This is a genomic window from Petrocella sp. FN5 (assembly GCF_029210395.1).
Taxonomy (GTDB): Bacteria; Bacillota; Clostridia; order Lachnospirales; family Vallitaleaceae; genus Petrocella.
Window position 1 is genome coordinate 1 of record NZ_JARGDP010000050.1, and the last position, 19,125, is coordinate 19,125.

Annotated in this window: 19 protein-coding genes; 1 reads left to right on the forward strand and 18 read right to left on the reverse strand. The window is 37.7% G+C overall.

Features of this window, described 5'->3' with window-relative positions:
• Positions 1 to 24: 24 nt before the first annotated feature.
• The 5 genes from P0N36_RS11145 to P0N36_RS11165 form a co-directional block, all read right to left on the reverse strand.
• Positions 25 to 804: an SDR family oxidoreductase gene (locus tag P0N36_RS11145; RefSeq protein ID WP_275842926.1), complete on the reverse strand. Its 780-nt coding sequence runs from the start codon at positions 802 to 804 to the stop codon at positions 25 to 27.
• Between the two features lie 70 nt (positions 805 to 874).
• Positions 875 to 1,828 carry an electron transfer flavoprotein subunit alpha/FixB family protein gene (locus P0N36_RS11150; protein WP_275842927.1) on the reverse strand — a complete coding sequence of 318 codons (954 nt, stop codon included), beginning with the start codon at positions 1,826 to 1,828 and terminating at the stop codon, positions 875 to 877.
• A gap of 1 nt (position 1,829) precedes the next feature.
• The gene (locus P0N36_RS11155) at positions 1,830 to 2,624 is read right to left on the reverse strand and encodes an electron transfer flavoprotein subunit beta/FixA family protein (protein WP_275842928.1); all 795 of its coding nucleotides are present in this window, start codon (positions 2,622 to 2,624) and stop codon (positions 1,830 to 1,832) included.
• Between the two features lie 95 nt (positions 2,625 to 2,719).
• Positions 2,720 to 4,027: an MFS transporter gene (locus P0N36_RS11160; RefSeq protein WP_275842929.1), complete on the reverse strand. Its 1,308-nt coding sequence runs from the start codon at positions 4,025 to 4,027 to the stop codon at positions 2,720 to 2,722.
• Between the two features lie 115 nt (positions 4,028 to 4,142).
• Positions 4,143 to 5,618, reverse strand: a complete 1,476-nt coding sequence (locus tag P0N36_RS11165; RefSeq protein WP_275842930.1) for an FAD-binding oxidoreductase — start codon at positions 5,616 to 5,618, stop codon at positions 4,143 to 4,145.
• A gap of 326 nt (positions 5,619 to 5,944) precedes the next feature.
• Here P0N36_RS11165 and P0N36_RS11170 point away from each other — a divergent pair, with 326 nt between their 5' ends.
• The gene (locus tag P0N36_RS11170) at positions 5,945 to 6,691 is read left to right on the forward strand and encodes a MurR/RpiR family transcriptional regulator (RefSeq protein ID WP_275842931.1); all 747 of its coding nucleotides are present in this window, start codon (positions 5,945 to 5,947) and stop codon (positions 6,689 to 6,691) included.
• A 93-nt stretch (positions 6,692 to 6,784) separates the two neighbouring features.
• Here P0N36_RS11170 and P0N36_RS11175 read toward each other — a convergent pair whose 3' ends face one another.
• The 13 genes from P0N36_RS11175 to P0N36_RS11235 form a co-directional block, all read right to left on the reverse strand.
• The gene (locus tag P0N36_RS11175) at positions 6,785 to 7,324 is read right to left on the reverse strand and encodes a GNAT family N-acetyltransferase (RefSeq protein ID WP_275842932.1); all 540 of its coding nucleotides are present in this window, start codon (positions 7,322 to 7,324) and stop codon (positions 6,785 to 6,787) included.
• A 44-nt stretch (positions 7,325 to 7,368) separates the two neighbouring features.
• Positions 7,369 to 7,569 carry a hypothetical protein gene (locus P0N36_RS11180; RefSeq protein ID WP_275842933.1) on the reverse strand — a complete coding sequence of 67 codons (201 nt, stop codon included), beginning with the start codon at positions 7,567 to 7,569 and terminating at the stop codon, positions 7,369 to 7,371.
• Positions 7,570 to 7,713: 144 nt separating this feature from the next.
• Entirely contained in the window at positions 7,714 to 8,718 is a 1,005-nt protein-coding gene (locus P0N36_RS11185) for an ABC transporter permease (protein ID WP_275842934.1), read from the reverse strand.
• A 14-nt stretch (positions 8,719 to 8,732) separates the two neighbouring features.
• Positions 8,733 to 9,848, reverse strand: a complete 1,116-nt coding sequence (locus P0N36_RS11190; RefSeq protein ID WP_275842935.1) for an ABC transporter permease — start codon at positions 9,846 to 9,848, stop codon at positions 8,733 to 8,735.
• Positions 9,849 to 10,703, reverse strand: a complete 855-nt coding sequence (locus tag P0N36_RS11195; RefSeq protein WP_275842936.1) for an ABC transporter ATP-binding protein — start codon at positions 10,701 to 10,703, stop codon at positions 9,849 to 9,851.
• A gap of 54 nt (positions 10,704 to 10,757) precedes the next feature.
• Positions 10,758 to 11,969, reverse strand: coding sequence for an efflux RND transporter periplasmic adaptor subunit (locus P0N36_RS11200; RefSeq protein WP_275842937.1), 1,212 nt, complete (start codon positions 11,967 to 11,969; stop codon positions 10,758 to 10,760).
• Between the two features lie 61 nt (positions 11,970 to 12,030).
• Positions 12,031 to 12,642, reverse strand: a complete 612-nt coding sequence (locus tag P0N36_RS11205) for a TetR/AcrR family transcriptional regulator (protein WP_275842938.1) — start codon at positions 12,640 to 12,642, stop codon at positions 12,031 to 12,033.
• Between the two features lie 177 nt (positions 12,643 to 12,819).
• Entirely contained in the window at positions 12,820 to 13,299 is a 480-nt protein-coding gene (gene rlmH, locus P0N36_RS11210) for a 23S rRNA (pseudouridine(1915)-N(3))-methyltransferase RlmH (protein ID WP_275842939.1), read from the reverse strand.
• Positions 13,300 to 13,320: 21 nt separating this feature from the next.
• Positions 13,321 to 14,031 carry a CBS domain-containing protein gene (locus P0N36_RS11215; protein ID WP_275842940.1) on the reverse strand — a complete coding sequence of 237 codons (711 nt, stop codon included), beginning with the start codon at positions 14,029 to 14,031 and terminating at the stop codon, positions 13,321 to 13,323.
• A gap of 19 nt (positions 14,032 to 14,050) precedes the next feature.
• Complete coding sequence (locus P0N36_RS11220; protein WP_275842941.1) at positions 14,051 to 14,710, reverse strand: MtnX-like HAD-IB family phosphatase; 660 nt, start codon at positions 14,708 to 14,710, stop codon at positions 14,051 to 14,053.
• An 89-nt stretch (positions 14,711 to 14,799) separates the two neighbouring features.
• Entirely contained in the window at positions 14,800 to 16,578 is a 1,779-nt protein-coding gene (locus tag P0N36_RS11225) for an ABC transporter ATP-binding protein (protein WP_275842942.1), read from the reverse strand.
• A 15-nt stretch (positions 16,579 to 16,593) separates the two neighbouring features.
• Positions 16,594 to 18,312, reverse strand: a complete 1,719-nt coding sequence (locus tag P0N36_RS11230; protein WP_275842943.1) for an ABC transporter ATP-binding protein — start codon at positions 18,310 to 18,312, stop codon at positions 16,594 to 16,596.
• A gap of 69 nt (positions 18,313 to 18,381) precedes the next feature.
• Positions 18,382 to 18,600, reverse strand: coding sequence for a hypothetical protein (locus tag P0N36_RS11235; protein ID WP_275842944.1), 219 nt, complete (start codon positions 18,598 to 18,600; stop codon positions 18,382 to 18,384).
• Between the last annotated feature and the right edge of the window lie 525 nt (positions 18,601 to 19,125).

Sequence of the window (19,125 nt, forward strand, 5' to 3'; positions counted from 1 at the left end):
ACAAATATGATTTTATTGGTTGATTTATCGCATTAAGTAGCCGCCATCTACTATAAGCGTTGCACCATTGACATAATTGGAAGCCGCACTTGCCAAAAATACGGTAGCACCCATAAGATCTGCTGTGTATCCCCATCTGTTTGCTGGAATATGTCCTAGTATTTCTGCATTCCGCTTCTCATCTTTTCTTGTCATTTCTGTTAAGGGTGTTGCATAATAACCAGGTGCTATTGCATTGACTTGGATGTTCCACTGCGCTAACTCATCACACATGGATTTTGTCAATCCTACAATACCGTGTTTTGTTGCCGCATAAGCCGGTGACCATTGTCCACCAAGGTATGAGTATAATGAAGCTATGTTGATTACTTTACCGCTTTCTTGTTTAATCATGAACTTACAGGATTCATGAATCATCTCAAATGCAGCCGTTAGATTAATGGCAATCATCTTATCCCATTCTTTTCTTGTGTATTGCGTCACATCTTGTACATTGATGCTAATACCTGCACAGTTGACGAGGACATCAATACTACCCCAAGTATTGACACATTCTTCAACAATTCGTTTACATTCACCATCACCAGTAATATCTGCCTCCATGAATTTGTATTCAACGCCACAAGCTTCAACCAACGCCTTCGTTGATCCATCATCATCTGCAAGACTTGGTACCAATACATTTGCGCCCGCTTTTGCAAGTGCTGTTGTAAAAGCCTGTCCTAACCCACCATTACCACCTGTTACAATTGCATTCTTACCTTTTAGTGAAAAGAAATCCATATTAAAATCTGATATATTCATTTTGTGACCTCCCAATTTGTCCCTATTCAAAAATAAGGCATCTTATAATAGTTTTAACACTTTACCATCGTTATAACACAGTACCTTCATTTTCTTCAATTTTTTTCATCAGTCCATCGATAAACGCCACAGCATCGCCTTCAACCACAATGTCTGATAAGCTGCATATGGGTGCATCCCTGTTGATGTTTACTGAAATCATGTGTGGGACATTTTTCAATCCTTCGACATGTTGTATCGATCCATAAATGCCAATAGCAATGTACAGTTTCGGACTCACTGTTTTTCCTGATTGACCTACTTGTATACTTCTTGTCGCTAATCCTTGATCGACGATTTTTCGACTTGCTGACACTTGTCCACCTAGCTTTGTGGCTAATTTTTCAAGGTGATGAAAACTTTTCACAACACCCCCACCACCGGAGACAAGGACATCACTTTCTCTAATATCATAAATTTGTTCTTTCTTTTTTACAGATAAACATGAAATACCACCATCTTTTACTTGGGTCGGAACATATTTCATCGTCTTTGTAACTTTATTATTCTGATCTTCATAATGAAAAACACCTTGTCGAATGCTCATCATGATTGGGCTTTGACTTCTTGATACGATGCCCGCCATGATTCTACCACTAAAAGCCGGACGGATCATCTCAAGATCGTTGTTGTAGTGACCAATAGCTGTCACATCAGCGACTAAGCCAACACCTAGGTGCATCGACAATCGTGGTGCTAAGATGCGACCATAATAGGTTGCAGGTATGAGGATACAGTCATATGCATTAGCCTCTTGTATCTGAACCATCACATCCGTCACAGCCACTTGGTCATATAATTTTATCTTAGGATGGTGAACCTGAATCAGGTAATCAAAACCTTCAATAGGGGTTACGTCCTGATTTCCAAACTCAACCCCTGTTGTTTCATAAGGTTCATCCTGAAACATCTGTCGCGCTACTTCTAAAAGATCTATGGAATTTTGTATTTCTTTGTGGTCAATATATATCAAGCAACTTTTCATATCAAATAAATCCTTTTTCTTTTAGAAAATCATACACGAGGGTAATACCTTCATCGTCTGTACCAATGACGGTACGTTCCTTCTGATTGAATTCTTTTGTATACGTTTTTGCAACTTTTGTAGGCGACCCTTTAATACCAACTTCATCCGCCTCAAAACCCAAGCTTTCATTGGATAGGATCTTCAATCGGCTTGTGACGTCCAAGTCCATATCCTGACGCCTTATGTAAGGCAGCTTATAACTGCTTTCTCTCGTCAAGCTGAGTATTGCAGGTAACCTCATCTCATAGGTAGCAATCATGTCCTCTGTCTCTACTTCAAATACTGCTAAAGTCTGACTTAGTGCCACTTCATCTACTTTAATGATTCCAGACATTTGATTCAGTCCAAGTAAATCACCGAGTTGTGCCGGTATATGAGATGTGTCACCATCAATAGCATGGGTGCCAGATAAAATAACATCATAGGTTTGGGACGATAAGTATCTTCCGAGAACAAGACTGGTGGCATAAGTATCACTACCCGCATACAAGCGATCTGATATAATCGTACCACGATCTATCCCCAGTCGTAATAAGTCTTCCATGTGAGGCTTGACTGATATCGGTGCCATCGTTACAACTTCAATATGCGTCTTTGGGCACTGGGTTTTTACTTTTAGAGCAAAAGCGACAGCACAAGCATCATCAGGGTTCAGTGTTAATCTAACATTCTCCCTGATTAGCACATTGTTCTCGTAGTCATATTTGAAGTTGTCCACGTCCGGAACAAATTTAACAATACAGATCAGCCTCATTATTTAATCACTTCCTCTTTACTTGATATACTTTTACAGTTATAGAATCAAAACAAACTTCAACTACATCGTTTTGACACCTTAACATTTATCTATTATAAAACTTCTTGAATTGGCTCTAAGGCTTTTTCCATTTTCTTTTCTTTACTATTCATCTTAGCATAGACTGTAAGAATAACAACACCTAGAAGTCCAAAGATTGCACTTACAATGAAGTAAGCATTATAACCACCATTATCACCGAAGGTTGCCCATAAGAAGTTGTTCATTTGAGGTAAAATGATGTCCGGTAAGTACCCAATAAAGGAAATCACACCAATCGCTGTACCCATCATAGCAACTTCAATCCTGGATTGACCAAGAAGTGACCAATACGTACCACGAATCATATAAAGGAAGATGCCTAGAACTACAGCAACGATTGCAAACATGGTTTGTGGTGATGATACCGGCAACATCGCTGAGATTGTCAAGAATACTGCTGCACCAATGAGCGCAAAACTGATTGTTTTGGTTCTACCAAAACGGTCTGCTGCAAAACCACCTATAAATCCACCAACAGGTCGCATCCATAAGATAATAACTGTGATTGTACCAACCGTTACTGCGTCTATGCCTACATTACTTTGCAAGAATCCGCCGATATAATATACGGTCCAGAAGACAGCATAACCCATGAAAATGATACCGCCCATTAAATAGACATACTTATTCTTAAGAAGCTTACCAACATCTTTAAGATGGAATTTTTCATTTTCTGAACGTTCACCACTATTTTCTGACATTGAATTAAGTTTCTCATCATTATCAACAAAGATTAAAATCAAGATGCCAGCAGCTAAAACAACTGCCGAGTATAAGTAGATTACCGCAACCATGGCTGCTTGTTTGTCTGCCATAAGTTCACTGTTGCCAAGAATTGCCGCGAAAATACCAAGACCGATACTGGCCATAACGGCTTCAACAACACCACGTCCACCATCTAGGATACCAAAAAATCGTCCTTCTTCATTGGATCTTGAAAGCATTTTGACAACCTTTAAATGAGAACTCCAAAAGGTAAATACTGAGAAAATACCCCATAAGAAGAATATAATACTTACAGAACCAGCACTTGGAATCTGAGCAAACCAGAAGCCACATGCAGCTACACCGATTAATGAAATACCAATTAATTTTTTGGCCGAAATCTTATCTGCTATTAGGCCACTAGGAATATAACCGATAATATAAGCCATACCTAACATTGAGTAGAAATTATTCAGCTGTACTTGTGATAAGTCAAATACTTCAAGTAAAGTGACTTGATAATTGGTTCTTAAGTAAATAACAGGATAGATGGCACCGGCAGCAAGAATGATGAGAAAGAACTGAAAATATCGTCTGAAATTACTCTGTTTCATAAAACCCTCCAACATTTGTTTGAATTTTGTGTTATCTTGCATTTGACCTGTAATAGCTTTCGGATAGATCAAATGCAAGATACTATGGATAAGTTACGCTTTACTTTACACCCTTTTACTTTATATACTTATTAATACCCTCTTCTTGAGGGAAAATAGTACCATAATTCATAATGCCCTTTGGATCAAAAGCTTCTTTGAGTTTTTCAAGCATATAATAGGCTGAACCGTGCTCATCAAGGGTCCATTCACTTCTGAACTTCCCTATGCCATGGTGGTGGCACATAGATCCACCTACTTTGATTGTTTCTTCAACAATAATACGTTGAATCGGATGGTGATAGACCATCATTTCATCTTCCGGTGCACAGCTAATCTCGTAGTTATATACAAAGTACATATTGGTTCCATTGATGTAGCTGTGAGATGAATGACCACCTAACATGGTAAGTTCATGGGCTCTTGGGAATTCTTCTCTTACGCGTTTGATGACTGCGTCGTAGATTTTGGGAATAGTCTCCCAATCTGCTGAGATCTCCGTTGTAAATCCTGCATGGGCATCTTTCTCCATCATGCCTTCATACTCATCATCAATATCTTGCTGTGACCAGTTTAGATGATTAAACCAATCTTCAATGTGTTGACTGTCTACTTGCTCAATGATACCGTCTTTGAATTTTTCTACGGCTTCTTCAATACCTTTACAAGTCGCACTTACAATACCTTCTGTACCTTCTGCCATAAATAACAATACACATTTGTTTTTATGAAAATGATAGAAATGTTGTGCTGCGTCTTCTTCTGAGTATGTTCTTGAAACAGACGGTCTATAGCCATTGACCATAACTTCTCTAAGTATTTTGATACCTGTTTCAACATCTTTTATGAGATAACCAAAGAACTTATTGTTTTTTGGAAAATATTTGAAGATCTTTACTGTGACTTCTGTTATGTAGCACAAAGCGCCTTCATTCCCAATAACAATATGTCTTATATCCGGTCCGCCTGCACGCCTTGATACGTTTTTGATTCTTGATATATGACCATCTGGGAATACACATTCAAGGCCTACGACCATATCTTCTATGCCACCATATAAAGTGGAAAACTGACCGATACTTCTTGTCGCAACCAGACCACCCATTTTGGCTACCGGCTTAGACTGTGGCGAGTGACCAGTTGTGTATCCGATCTTGCGAAGCTCATCTTCTAGGGTCTGTAACTCAACACCTGCAAGGGCTGTTGCTTGCATATTGTATGGATCTATTTTTACGATTTTATTCAAATTTTTTGCATCAATGACCACGGTGTTTTCTTTCCAGTTTTCAAGACCGCCTTCTGTTGCTGTTTTGCCGCCTCTTGGTATTACATTTATACCGTTTTCATTACAATACTTTAATAGGCTACTTACTTCTTCTGTTGTATTTGGGTAAACAATAGCCGCCGGCATGGGTACATCCAAAACTTTTCTAGCTTTTGCATATTTTTTGTAACGGTCTGCAGAAGCATCATACAAGTCATCTTGGTTCGTATTGACTTGGTCTTCTGACAGTAATGCTACTAAGCTTTCGACAATTTCATTATTATTCACGATCCTTGACCTCCTGATTTGTATCATTGACATTTAACTTTAAGGAATGTGCTTCATTGTTCCATTCAATGAAGCAATCATATGATTCTAAATTCATTATACGGAGCTAGCTAGTAGAAGTCAAGAAAAATATAGAAACTTTTCTATTTAATTTGATTTTGCTTCTATTTTATGGAAACATTTCCATTATGTGTGGTCGATATTGTTTACCTTATAGGATTTCCAATGGTTTTTTATCCATATCTCAACCTTTACAAATAGGGTTTATAATGCTAAAATCAGTTCAAAAGTACTGTTAGATTCTTAAGAAAGAGGCGAATGACTTTATGATTAATACTGATTTACGAAATCTGAATCCCCTTGAAAGACAAATATATGACCGTCTTTTTATGCACTCAAAGTCTAATCCGCCTTTTCGTATCCATCAAGCCGCCGAGATTTGCGACTGCTCTACTTCTAAGATCTCTAAGTTTGTAAAAAAACTCGGATTTAATAACTATAAACAATATATACATTTTTTATATGGCGAAGCCATATTCCATCCTAAAGAATCCGGCGAATTAAATCGACTACGTCAATTTATTGATGACTTTGATATGACGATGATCGATGAGTTCATTGAACTCATTGAGGGGCATAAGAAGATTGTTCTTTTCGGCTATGGGCCATCTTTAATTTGTGCCCAGTATTTTGAGTACCGACTACGTACTTGTTCCAATAAGATGGTTATTGCTGTATCCGATGAGATCTCAGTAGCCTCTATGGTGGATGAGAAAAGTTTACTTGTTATTTTCACCGTTACAGGTACTTTCCATTCATTTGAAAATGTCTATCACGCTTCCAAAAACAAGGGTTGTGATGTTACCATCGTTGTTGAAGAATACAATACAGCACTTTTTGCTCAATGTGACCGGGTCTTCTGGTTGTCCAAATACCCCCAACCCAGTCATCTACTACCCTATGAGAAATCTAGAACCATTTTCTTTATTTTCATGGAGGAGATTATTCAACGTATTCAGTCTCAGAACAGATCCCTTGACTCCTCCAATGATCTAAATGAACCCGAGGTATAATCAGCATCCATACGCTCAGAATAGAACAAAAAGAAGCAAGAAAGAATCCTAATTAGGTATTCTTTCTTGCTTTTAACTGTTTTGTAATACTTCTTAAACCTCCAAAGTATATTCTAATTGAAGGTCCTTGGGGTCAAGATCGTATAATTCTGTATTGACTTCTAGGGCTTTCTTACATCCTCTTGCATGATAGAAGGCTATGGTTTCTTCCGCTGAGCCGGCGCATATGTATATTTTGTCCGCTTTCCATTTTATAGCCGCTTCTGCGCATCTTTCAAATAATTTTCTACCGATACCTTTTCCTCTTTGATCTAGGGTGATAAATAATTGATCCAGTAAAACATATCTGTATTTTTCGCCAAAAAAATTATGATCAACCGTTGCAAATCCTATTAATTGATCTTCAACTGAAAAAGCACCGATGGCAAAGCCATCACTTGTAATTGTTTTTTTTAGGTGTTCATAATGATATTTGTAACCATTGGGCCAGTCTGTATCATTATAATCTATTTCAACCAATTGAAGCTTGCCGCTTACTTGTCTCCATGCTTTCCCAATATATTGGGTAGGATTCATTTCCTTAATCCGTTCACATTCTTCTCGTCTTAGTTCTCGATATATTATATTTTCCATAATACCTCATCATCTCATTTTTTTAGTTCGTGTAACGTTTTTATTTATCTTGTAAATAGCCAAACGCCTAATACAAGAAAAATCAAAGCCCAAACATAAAAGAATATCTCTGTACCTTTGACCCCAAGAACCTTTTCAAATATCTGGATTTTTTTCATGTTCCAGATTGCTGCCGGCTTTGTTATTGCAAGCACAATAACCGCTGCAGCATAAAGAATTGATACAATTGCCCATACTTTCATCATCTATTCCTCCTTAAACATCTACTATTTAAGATGTCAAAACAAAGTTTCACTTAGTTCACATACAATATATAGATTTCGTAGATACGTTCGCAATTATATATTGTATGTGAATGTTCAACTAAATCGTTTTGATACCTTAAATATTTACTCTAATCCCTTTCTTATTTTGGGTGCTAATATTAGAAATACTAGGATACTTATACCCAGTACGATGCCTGAATGTTTCATAATCTCTATCCATGACCCTCTATTTGACAGTACTAAGTCATTACCTTTATAGGTCCAGTAAAAGGGTATCCAGTAAAAGAGAGGTTGCCATTTATCTGCTAAAAGCTCTACACCGGCAATGGACCCAAACAAAGGTAAGAAAAGCAATTTCATGTTTCCTGCTGCGTTCATGACATCATCGTTGTTGATGCCTTCAATAAACCCTATAAGGATGCTTATAATACACGAGGTCGTCACCATGAAAAAAACATGGAAAAAGTTAATATCACCAAAGCCCGTGATGATCAATAGTAGTATACTGCCCACCACTGGAATTACCACCCCCATCATGCTTTTCCCGGCTATAAATCCGATTCTAGACACCGGTGACAAATGGATGGCACTGATGGTGTTATCTGTTTTTTCTTCAACAATGTTCAAAGCTATAATCATACCACCGAGGATCGAAGTAAAAATCATGGCTGTATTGACCATAAGTTTTTTTAGTGGCGGTATCTCTCTGCCATATGTTAGAATCTCAGCTGCCGAATCCTCCATGCCAATATCATAATGAGCAAAGGCAGCCAAATTCTTTACGTAATCCACAACATAGTCCGGTTCATTGCCTTGTGTCAGGATATAATAGTCTTTTGAAGTGCCTGGCAGTATGGCAACGATATTGTCTCTTTTTCTAACCCGGTCCTGGATTGCCTCTAAGCTCTCTAATAGCTCCACTTTTGCGAACTGCTTGAAGTAATCCACTTGCTTAGGATTTTCTCCTTCCAGTAAAAGGATTTCAACTGTGGTGTCATTAATACCAGGAGAAAAAACATTGATGAGGATGGCAAAAATTACCGGTACAACAAGAATGTACAAGGTGATGAAGTTCCGTACACTGGTTTTTAAATCCCGTAAAAATATAATGATGATTTTTCTTATCATTTTGTGACGCTCCTTTACAAGGACAGTGTCTTTTTGAATCTATAGTTTGCCAGTATGAAAATAGCCAGTCCCAACATTGAAAAAGCTAGGGATGCAACCATCACATAAGTCATGTTACCACCTACGCTTATAATATCTTTGAAACTTTGTAGCATGACATAGCTTGGAATGATTTTTACCCAATCCGGATCCCAACTTGGTGTAAAATAGGAGATGTTGGGCATAATCATAATCACGATGACAATGTACATAGCCCCAAAGGCTTCAACAATATCCTTAAAATAGCTTGTAAGCAGAAGACCGAGGGATGCTGCAAAGAATCCGGAAGTCACCAGAAACAGTATCATGGCCGGATAGTTGGGTTGATTCCCCATAATCGGCAGGGTAATAATGAGGCTGGTCATAATGCTTGTCACGATGATGACCCCGATCTTACTTAATAAATAATGCCAAACGGATGATGCGGTTATGGCATATGCCTTAATAATGCCTTCATTTTTATCCAGGAAAATATAGGCCGCAATGATGAACAGGCTCATTAAGCTACCGTTGAAGGTTAGAAATACCGGTATCATGTTCTCTTTGTCATTTAAGGGTTCACTGTCCTCATAAAGACGTCTGACTTCTATGTTATCTGAGTAGTCTTCAATGACATCATGCCCTGCTAGTCGGTTATGATACACCAATAGAAGGTTCTGAAGTTTCCTGGTCTCATAACCTTGTAAATAATATGTATAAACAATCTGCTTGTTTTCATTGACGCGCATATGCACCACCGGGACCCTTTCTGAGTTAGAAATGGCATCCAGTGCTTGTTTACTCTCCAGCAAGTATATTTTAGATTCTTTTGTTTCATATAGCATCGCCTTATAGGTTTGATTGTCCGCCCCCAATTCTACCTGGTCTGCAAATCCGTTCATGTCTTCTTCAAGTAAGTTCTTCATATATCTTTCTTGCACAACTTGTGGCAAGTCCAGATAGAGATATTCTTTTCCCTTACTGTCAAAATCCTCAGGCACAATAAATAAAAGAATCACCAAGAGTACAAGGGCCATGCCCAGTTCAATATAAAAATACCAACTTTTTGAGGATAAAATCAGCTCTTTTGAAAAGCTATACCAGAGTTTCATTTAGACCAATCCCCTTCCAGTGACTTTTATGAATATTTCCTCTAGAGTGGCTTCTTTGGTATGCATGGTCTGAATATCATAATTTTTGATGACTTCTATAATTCTGGCTTTTTCCGATTCAATAACGGTAGAGAAGTGGTCTTTGATGAGTTCACCGTCTTTGAAGTATTCCATTTCAACCAGCTTTTCACCATATTTGAGCTTTAGCGCTTTTGGTGAGTCAATCAGCCTTATCTTTCCATCCACTATGAAGGCCACACGATTACACAGTTCATCGGCAATGTACATGTTATGGGTTGTCAAAAATACTGTGGCACCCTTCTCGTTTTCCTGTTTGATGATATCCTTTATATTGGCAGCAATCGATGGATCTAGTCCTGTGGTCGGTTCATCCAGAAACCATAACTCCGGGTTATTGATCATGGATCTTGCAAAGGTGAGGCGATGCTTCATACCCTTAGAATAATTGCCTGCCTTTATATTTTCTTTGCCATCTAAACCTACAAGTTTTATGAGTTCTTTGGGGTCTCTGGTCTTCACATCAAATAATTTTCTGTAGAATTCAAGATTTTCAATACCGGACATCTTGCTGTAAACATTGGATTGTTCAAAAGACATGCCAATCTTATTGAACATCTTATCCTTAATGTGCTTGACATCATAGCCTGCGACCTCAACCTCACCTTTTTGCAGCTGAAGAAGACCTACAAGGATGTTCTGAGTTGTTGATTTTCCGGCACCGGAAGGACCCAAGAATCCAAAGATTTCACCTTTTTCGATTTCAAAATTAACATCATTCACTGCATAATTCTCATCATTATTATATGAATGATACAGGTTTTTGACTTTTATCATCCTATTCATCCCTTCTACCTTGTTCCGGATTATTTATGACGATTTGTTTATTATTTACTCGTTCTGATAATTCAATATGACCTGATCGCCTTCTTCTACACCACTTATTACTTCTATGTTGCCCTCTATATGTATGCCGGTTAGAATCTCTCGCTCAACCGGTTCTCCCTCAAGAAGTATCTCTACATATTGTTTTGAATTTTTTTCTACTACAGCGCCTACGGGTATAAGCAACATTTCTCTTGGCGGTTCAATCATGACCATGGTCTCAACTTCAAGTCCAAAGGCTAATGTATGATCAGATGTGGGTAGATCAACCTGCACTGTCTGGCGGTTCTCTTTTACCCCAAGCTCTGATAAGGTTACAAAGGCTTTTGGGTGGATCTGATTCACCTTAAGGTTATCGATCTTAAGGTCTAAGTTTTGATCTTCAATTTTGGCTTCTAATCCAGGACGCATCCTGATTGCATCTTCTACCATAAAATCAACCAATACCACTTTTTCTGTTGGATCTTGTATTTCTAGCATCATAATACCCGCAGAGGGCTTATCCCCTTCAAAGGTGTTTATTTCTGTTACGATGCCCTCTATATCTGCAAATATGATATTGTCTTCTTTTCTTTTTTCCAAGATCTCAATGGATAGAAGCAAGGCATCAATGTCTGCTTCATATTTTTGCCGTATATTCCCTGAAATGCCTTTTGTAAGACGATTATAGTTGTTGCGTGCAATCTCCAGACTGCTTTGAAGCTTTTCTACGATTTCAAGGGACTCTTCCAACTCAAGGAGGGATACGATGCCTTCATTGTAAAGCGTCTCAATTCTCTCTTTGTCCTTTGTTGCTGTATCTATTTGGCTTTCGATTTTAGAGATTTCTATTCTGGCGTTGTTAATACTTTGTATATCTGTGCCGGACTTTGCATCCTTATAGATTGCTTCTAATGCTTCTATCTGCTTTTCAATCTTCTGGACTTCAAGATCAACCGTATCCGTATCTGCTTCATATATGATGAGGGCTTGTCCTTTTTTCACATGATCGCCTAGCTTAAGCGTCATCTGCTCAACCTTATCTACGCCATTGCCGTAATACCTTCTGATATTTTTGGAACTGATTCTACCTATATCCTGAACATATATACCGGCTTCACCTTTCTTCACTTCAACCGTATTATATTTGACACCGATATTCCCCATTGTTAATAGATAAAAAAGACCTAAGCCTATGGATATAAATATTACAAATGCGATGATCAATTTCTTCTTCATAATAACCTCCAAAATCATTTTGGCAGCTGTTTATTGATTGGTTTTGACTTTTTACCCATATTTATTTGTAAAGTGTGTTTCTAAAATGAGCCAAAAAGCTTTCTACTTCACGAAAGATATGATCCATGTTCGGCTCGATGCCCATGTTACGCTGTACTCTATATATTTCGCCCAATCTTTCCAAAGTATACTGAATGGTTCTAATGGCTATAGCCACATCAACCCCTTCTTTAAAAAGTGTGCTGTCGATATTATGGCTGTAATACATATCTAAAGGTATGGGATTATATTTTTCTACGCTTTTCTTAATCTCTTCATAATCCATTCCTGCATACATGGTTTTTGAAAAATCTAACAAGGCAGGTATTTCATTCAGAATCTTCATTTTCAACTTTGTAATCCGTTCTATCCGTCTTATGATGTCCCTATCTTCTAAACCAATCTGTTCTGCAATGGGTAATGCTACTGCCTTAACGGCATAATCAAAAATATAGTTGTACAGTTCTTCCTTGGTACTGAAATAGTGGTACAAGAGTCCTTTAGATATACCTGCTTCTTTAACAATGACGTTGGTTGAAGCTTTATCAAACCGATTCTCTCCGAACTCTTTCATAGCTGCGTTGATGAGACGCACTTTTTTGTCCGGACTCATTTTATCCAATATATCTGCCAAAACGCCCATCTCCATTCCATTGTCTATTGTCTTCTTAATTCCATTATACAATCATTGACCATACTGGTCAATAGATTTTTTGAAAGAATATAAAAAGACACCACCTCTATATCGAGGATAAAGTGTCTATTAATCAGAACTATCGTTTATGTGCATTCTTTGAGATTTAGGTTAAACCTATTTATGGTAGGGTTCATTTCTAATAATCTTATAGCCTCTATAAATCTGTTCTAATAGGATGACTTTCATCAATTGATGGGGGAAGGTCATTTTAGAGAAGGAAATCTGGGTATTGGATCTGTTTATGACCGCTTGACTTAGGCCGAGGCTTCCACCAATGACGAAGACCAGATCGCTGTTACCATAGATCTGTAGCTGGTCCAGTTCTTTGGCAAAGGCTTCTGAAGTTCTTTGCTTACCACTTAGGTCAAGAGCGAAAACATATTGGCCTTCTTTGATCTTAGTGAGGATTTTCTCCCCTTCTTTCTCTTTGATCTGTGTGGCTTCTTTGTCACTTAAGGTCTCCGGTGCTTTTTCATCGGCCACTTCAATACAACTTAAACTGCAATAGGCGGATAATCTTTTAGAATATTCGCTTATTGCATCTTTCAGATACTTTTCTTTGATTTTACCGACGCTTATGAGCGTTATCTTCATACTTGGCTCCAATCCAATGCCTTATAATTCTAGCTCATGTAATAATCTCGGGTAATCATAGGCTGTTATGATGCCCAGTGGTTTTTCATTCCGATCACCACTTTGAGTCATGATGTAGAGGCTGAGCTTGCTTTTTTTCTTACGGCTTAGTTTAATAAAGTCAAAGATGTCCATGTCTTTTGGTATAAAAACCACGGTGTCGGTTTTTTCATATAAAGTGAGTAGGGTTTCTAAGGTGACCTTTTTCAAACTTTCTCTAATTTCTCCGTCTGCGCTAATATTGGAAGCCATCCATCTTGCCACAATATTACCGCTAAGTAATCCCATATATGCTTGCCCCTTGTATACAGGAATCTTGGTATAATCATGCTTCCTCATTAAAATCAACGCGTCTGCCAAGCTCCTGTCGGATTGGGTTCTTACGACTTTATGATTGATTTTGTTATAGAGTGGACTGGGCTTAGTATATTTCTCTACAATGGTTATTAGGGTATTTACGGCCGCTTCAGATGGGATGGCAATAATGTCGTTACCTTCTCCGTGTACCAATACATTTCTTAGGTCACCTAAACTGTTTAATATGGATTTGTGCTTCCGAATAAAAACATCTTTCAGACTTGCTTCATGGACCAATACACTGTAAGGCACATGGTTGTTCTTTCTTAACTTTGTCTTCAAGGCGGATTCCAGTTGGTTGAAATGCTCTAAAAAGGTCTCTGTCATATGATCCATGATTAATCTCCCTCTGCTTTTAGTTAGAATTCGGTTCTTCTAGTAACTCAAGTATGTCTATGATATCTGCAAATATTTCAAAAGGATAATAAGTATGTCCACCAGTTTCCAGAAGTTCTAATAATTCTCCCTTAGCAAAACGTATATCTGCTGCAAGTGCTGCTTTATAATCCGGCTCAGAGTCGCCTGCAAAATATACTTTTTTATATTTTTTCTTATAGTGAAGGACCACTTTCTGTTTATCCACACCATAGATTTTATGGTAGAACCAAGATTTTTCATTGGCCTGCATCTTAAAATGACCATCTACGAAACTTCCTTCATTGGTAATAATGGGTATGTGAGATAAGGCTTCTAGATCCATAGCGTGGTCAATATAATACCTAAAACCTGCACTTAATACCATGATATCCCATTTATGGTTCTGTACCCAAGTATCAAAGTTCTTAAAAGTTGGATCGATGCTTACTTTGGACAAGATTTCATCATGTTCTGCTTGTGTAAATGAATGCCAAGCGAATATTTTGTTGAGAAAGGTGAGACCAATTTTTTCCTTTTTCTTCCATTTGTAATAATGGCCTCTGCCTTTCTCACCAATATAATCATCAATGACAATCCAATAGAAGTCTTTGATCGTTATGGTCCCATCAAAATCCGATATGAATATATGGTCTTTCATTTTTTTGTCCCCTTTTTTTAATCTGACTTTACTATACCATAATACCTACGAATTTGAAAAGGATCGCGCCGTTAAAGTGGTGTAAATACTTATGCACCTGCTTTAAATTGTGCCATGTAGAGGTTATAATAAATACCTTCTTCTTGTAATAATTGATCGTGGCTTCCGGATTCTAGTATACCTTGGTTGTCTACAACAAAGATACGATCTGCATTTTTTATTGTTGATAGTCTATGGGCGATGACAAAAGATGTTCTTCCTTCTAACAAAGCCTCAATCCCTTTTTGCACCAATTTTTCTGTATGGGTGTCAATACTGGAAGTGGCTTCGTCTAAGATTAGAATCTTAGGTCTTGATAACATGGTTCTTGCAAAAGCAATCAATTGTCTTTGCCCTACAGATAGCTTTGTACCTCTTTCATTCAGTTTGGTGTCGTAACCTTTTTCACAGGCCATAATGAATGTATGGGCGCTGACGCTTTTGGCTGCTTCAATGATTTCTTCATCGCTTGCATCCAGCTTACCATAACGAATATTATCTTTGATGGTGCCTGAAAACAAAAATGTATCTTGGGTCATAATACCCATCTGACTTCTAAGGCTCTCTATGTTCACTTTGGCGATGTCCAGATCATCAATAAGGATTCTTCCTTCTTGAATGTTATAAAAACGACTCATCAGGTTAATAATGGTAGATTTTCCACCCCCGGTTGCCCCAACCAGAGCGATGGTTTCCCCCGCTTTTACCTTAAAACTGACATTCTCTAGCACCACGGTTTCTTCTTCATATCCGAAGGTGACATGTTCAAATTCTACTTGGCCTACAATGGATGGCATCATAACCGCTTCTGTCTCATCCACAACATCCGGAACCATATCCATGATCTCAAAAATCCGTTCTGCTCCGGCTAGGTTCATGATCAGTTGGTTGTAAAAGTTACTAAGGTTCATAATCGGGTTCCAGAACATGGTGATATAGGCAGTAAAAGCAATCAAAGTACCTACTTCTAAAGTACCTGCACTGCTTAGAGAAACGCCAATGTAAAATACAAGGGCTGTTCCTGCTCCCCATGATATTTCCACAATTGGCCAAAATAAGTCATTGAGTACAATAGCAGATACAAAGGATTGCTTGTGTTCTTCAAGTATTTCTTCAAAGTCCTCTGATGTTTTCTTTTGTGCTGTATAACTTTGTACCACCTTGATACCTGAGAAATCTTCATGGATAAAGGCGTTCATGGTAGAATTCTTCTTCCTGAATATGCGCCATCTTTTGTGGGCTTTGATCTCACTTATGTACATCATACCGATTAAAAAAGGAAGCATAATAATGGCTGAAATGGCCAGTCTGGCGTTTAATAAAAACATGATGATCAAGGTAACCATAATCTGCAAAAAATCAGGTATTAAAGTGACGACGCCATTAATTAGAACATCCTTAAGGGAGTTAACGTCACCGACAACCCTCGCTAGTATCTTCCCTGCCGGTCTTTTATCAAAGAAGTTAAAGGACAGGTCCTGAATGTGAGCATAGAGCTCTTGACGGATTTTCATAAGAACATCATTAGCTACCCTTGACATAATGACTATCCGCCATTTGATGGCAATCTTACTTAAAAAATTAATAACAATTGTTATGCCGGCCAACATGAGCAGACCTTTTATGTTCCCTGCTGCTACATATGTATCAATGGCAATCTTTATAAAGATTGGATTCACCACACTTACACCTACGATGAATAACATCAAGATCAATACTTTGATGACTTCTTTTTTATAATCTATTAGCCGTCCGAACAACCTTTTAATGGTTTCTATTTTGAGACTTTCTTCTAAATGTTCATCTTCCCTTATGCTGTCTAGTGCCATGAGGTCACCTCCCTTTTATGCCATATATCCTTCGTATTGTTCATTGAAGGTATTATAATATCGACCTTTTTGTTTTAGTAAGGATGCATGGGTACCCCGTTCTACGATTTCCCCATGGTCTAAAATAATAATTTCATCTGCTTCTTTGACCGCAGATATTCTATGAGCAACGATAATTTTTGTCACACCTTTTAATTTATTAACTTCTTTTTGAATCTCATGCTCCGTTTCCATATCAAGTGCAGAGGTGGCATCGTCCATAACCAGTATCTTTGCTTCTTTAGCAAAAGCTCTTGCAATATTAATCCTCTGCTTCTGACCACCGGACAAGCCGATGCCTCTTTCTCCAATAACAGTGTCATAGCTTCCTTCCATTCGATTAATAAAATCATGGGCTTCTGCTGCACTTGCTGATGCCAAGATATTATCCATGGCTAAAAACTTTTTGCTACCAAAATGGATGTTGTTAAGTATAGAATCCGAAAATAAAAATACTTCCTGCATGACGACTGCGATCTTGCTTCTTAAGCTATCTAAGGTTAACCCTCTAATATCTCTACCATCTAATAAAACCTGTCCTTTGGTAGGGTCATAGAACCGTTCCAGTAAGTTAATAATGGAGGTTTTTCCTGATCCTGTTGTACCCATGATGGCCAGCATCTGTCCAGGCTTTACAGTAAAATTGATGTCTTTTAGGATCTCCTGACCTTTGAATGATAAGTGGACATGATTAAAGGTGATGCTTCCTAAGCAATGTTCTACGGACATTGCCTCCGGATGGTCTGTAATATCCGGTTGTTGATCAAATACTTTATCAATCTGTTTCATGGCACTAAAGGCTTCTGCCATAATACTGCTAATCCAACCAATCATTCGCATTGGCCATACAATCATGTAAGAGTAACCCATGAATTTTGCCAAAGTACCGATGGTGAGTGTTTCGTCGATGACAAATGCGCCACCAAGTACAACAACCAATATAGGTATGATATCTGATATAAATTGAATATTAGGAAATCTTCTGCTCATGCTTTTGGCATAATCCATATTAAGGTCATAGTAGTCTTTATTTTGACTTAAGAATTTCTTTATTTCATGTTTTTCTCTTGCAAAGGCTTTTACCAATCTTACCCCTGCTATGTTTTCTTGAGCGGTTGTGTTAAGCTCTGCATTTTTTTCACTGATTTTTTCATAAACACCATCGATTTCTCGCTCTAGCTTGTAGGCGAAGTAGCCAATAAATGGCAAGCCGATAAAAGTGATAAGTGATAGTTTGACACTTATGTTTAGCATCAATATACAGGCGACCACCAGTACAATGAACATTTCAACGACCAGCATAATACCAAAAGAAATACCATGCCATATTTTATCTCCGTCATCTTTAAGCCTTGACATGAGTTCACCGGTATTTGTTTCTTCAAAGAAATTCTGAGAAAGACCTTGTATGTGATCAAATAGATCTTTTCTAAGTGCTTTAATAATGTTCGCACCGGCAATGTCAAAGGTTAACTCCTTAAAATAGCCAAAAAAAGCCCGTCCCAGACTAATCATTAGGAGTAGAAGTATCAATGTCTGAAACATGGATACTTCACCACCTATGATGACTTCGTCAATTATTCTTCCTGTTATGATGGGACTGTTCATATCAAGGGCAATGGCCAATACCATCATCAGTGTACCTATTAGGTATAGGTACCAATATTTTATCATATATTTGATTGTTCTTTTCATATGCCTCACCTCTTTATATCAAGTCCTTAGGACTTCATCGCTTCTTAATTATCTTAACTGTTTTTGATTCTAAATTCGCTCATAGTTTTCATTTTCTTTTCTCCTTAAGCTTTTTGTTAGATCTTTGCTGGGCTGCTTGAAAATGCCTCCAAAAACTTTACGAACTTTCGTAAGTAGGATTCTAACTTTTTCTTTTCTGTCGTCCCTGTTTGCTTGATTAATTTCATACATTAAGTGGATGCTGTTCTTACCTTCTGTTTTACAATAACTGCGAATTTCTTGTTTCATGGTTCTTCCTCCTCTTGGCTTATAACCTTATGTCTTTCTTGCGGTTATAATGCCTAAAAACTGCTGCTCATTGATTGTGATTGTTTCTCTATAACACTTATTTTTCCAAAATCGGAAAATAAGTCAAAAGCCATGGTATCTTGTTAGATGCCATGGCTTTTTTATCGCTAATGGGTATAGGTCTATAGATGACCTACTACTTCCTTGCGTTTATTTTTCATTTCCTAGTCTCTTCCTAAGAATTCCAACTTAGAAAAATGAAAAAGCCATGGGTTCTAGGCCCATGGCTCATTATATCTATATTCATCTTGCTGATTGCAACTCACAACATAATGGTTGTAGCTTGGCAATCTTATTCATTGTCTTTTGACAATATCACGAGATGCTAGAAAAAGTGAGGTAGGGTCTAAATATTATTCTGTTGTCTTTTCTCGGTGTGTTCTTTAAAGTTTTCATGAATTCTACCTCCTTTTCTTTCTTATTTTTTAGTTAAGTTGCCTTGTCTTTAATATTTAATTCTTGTTT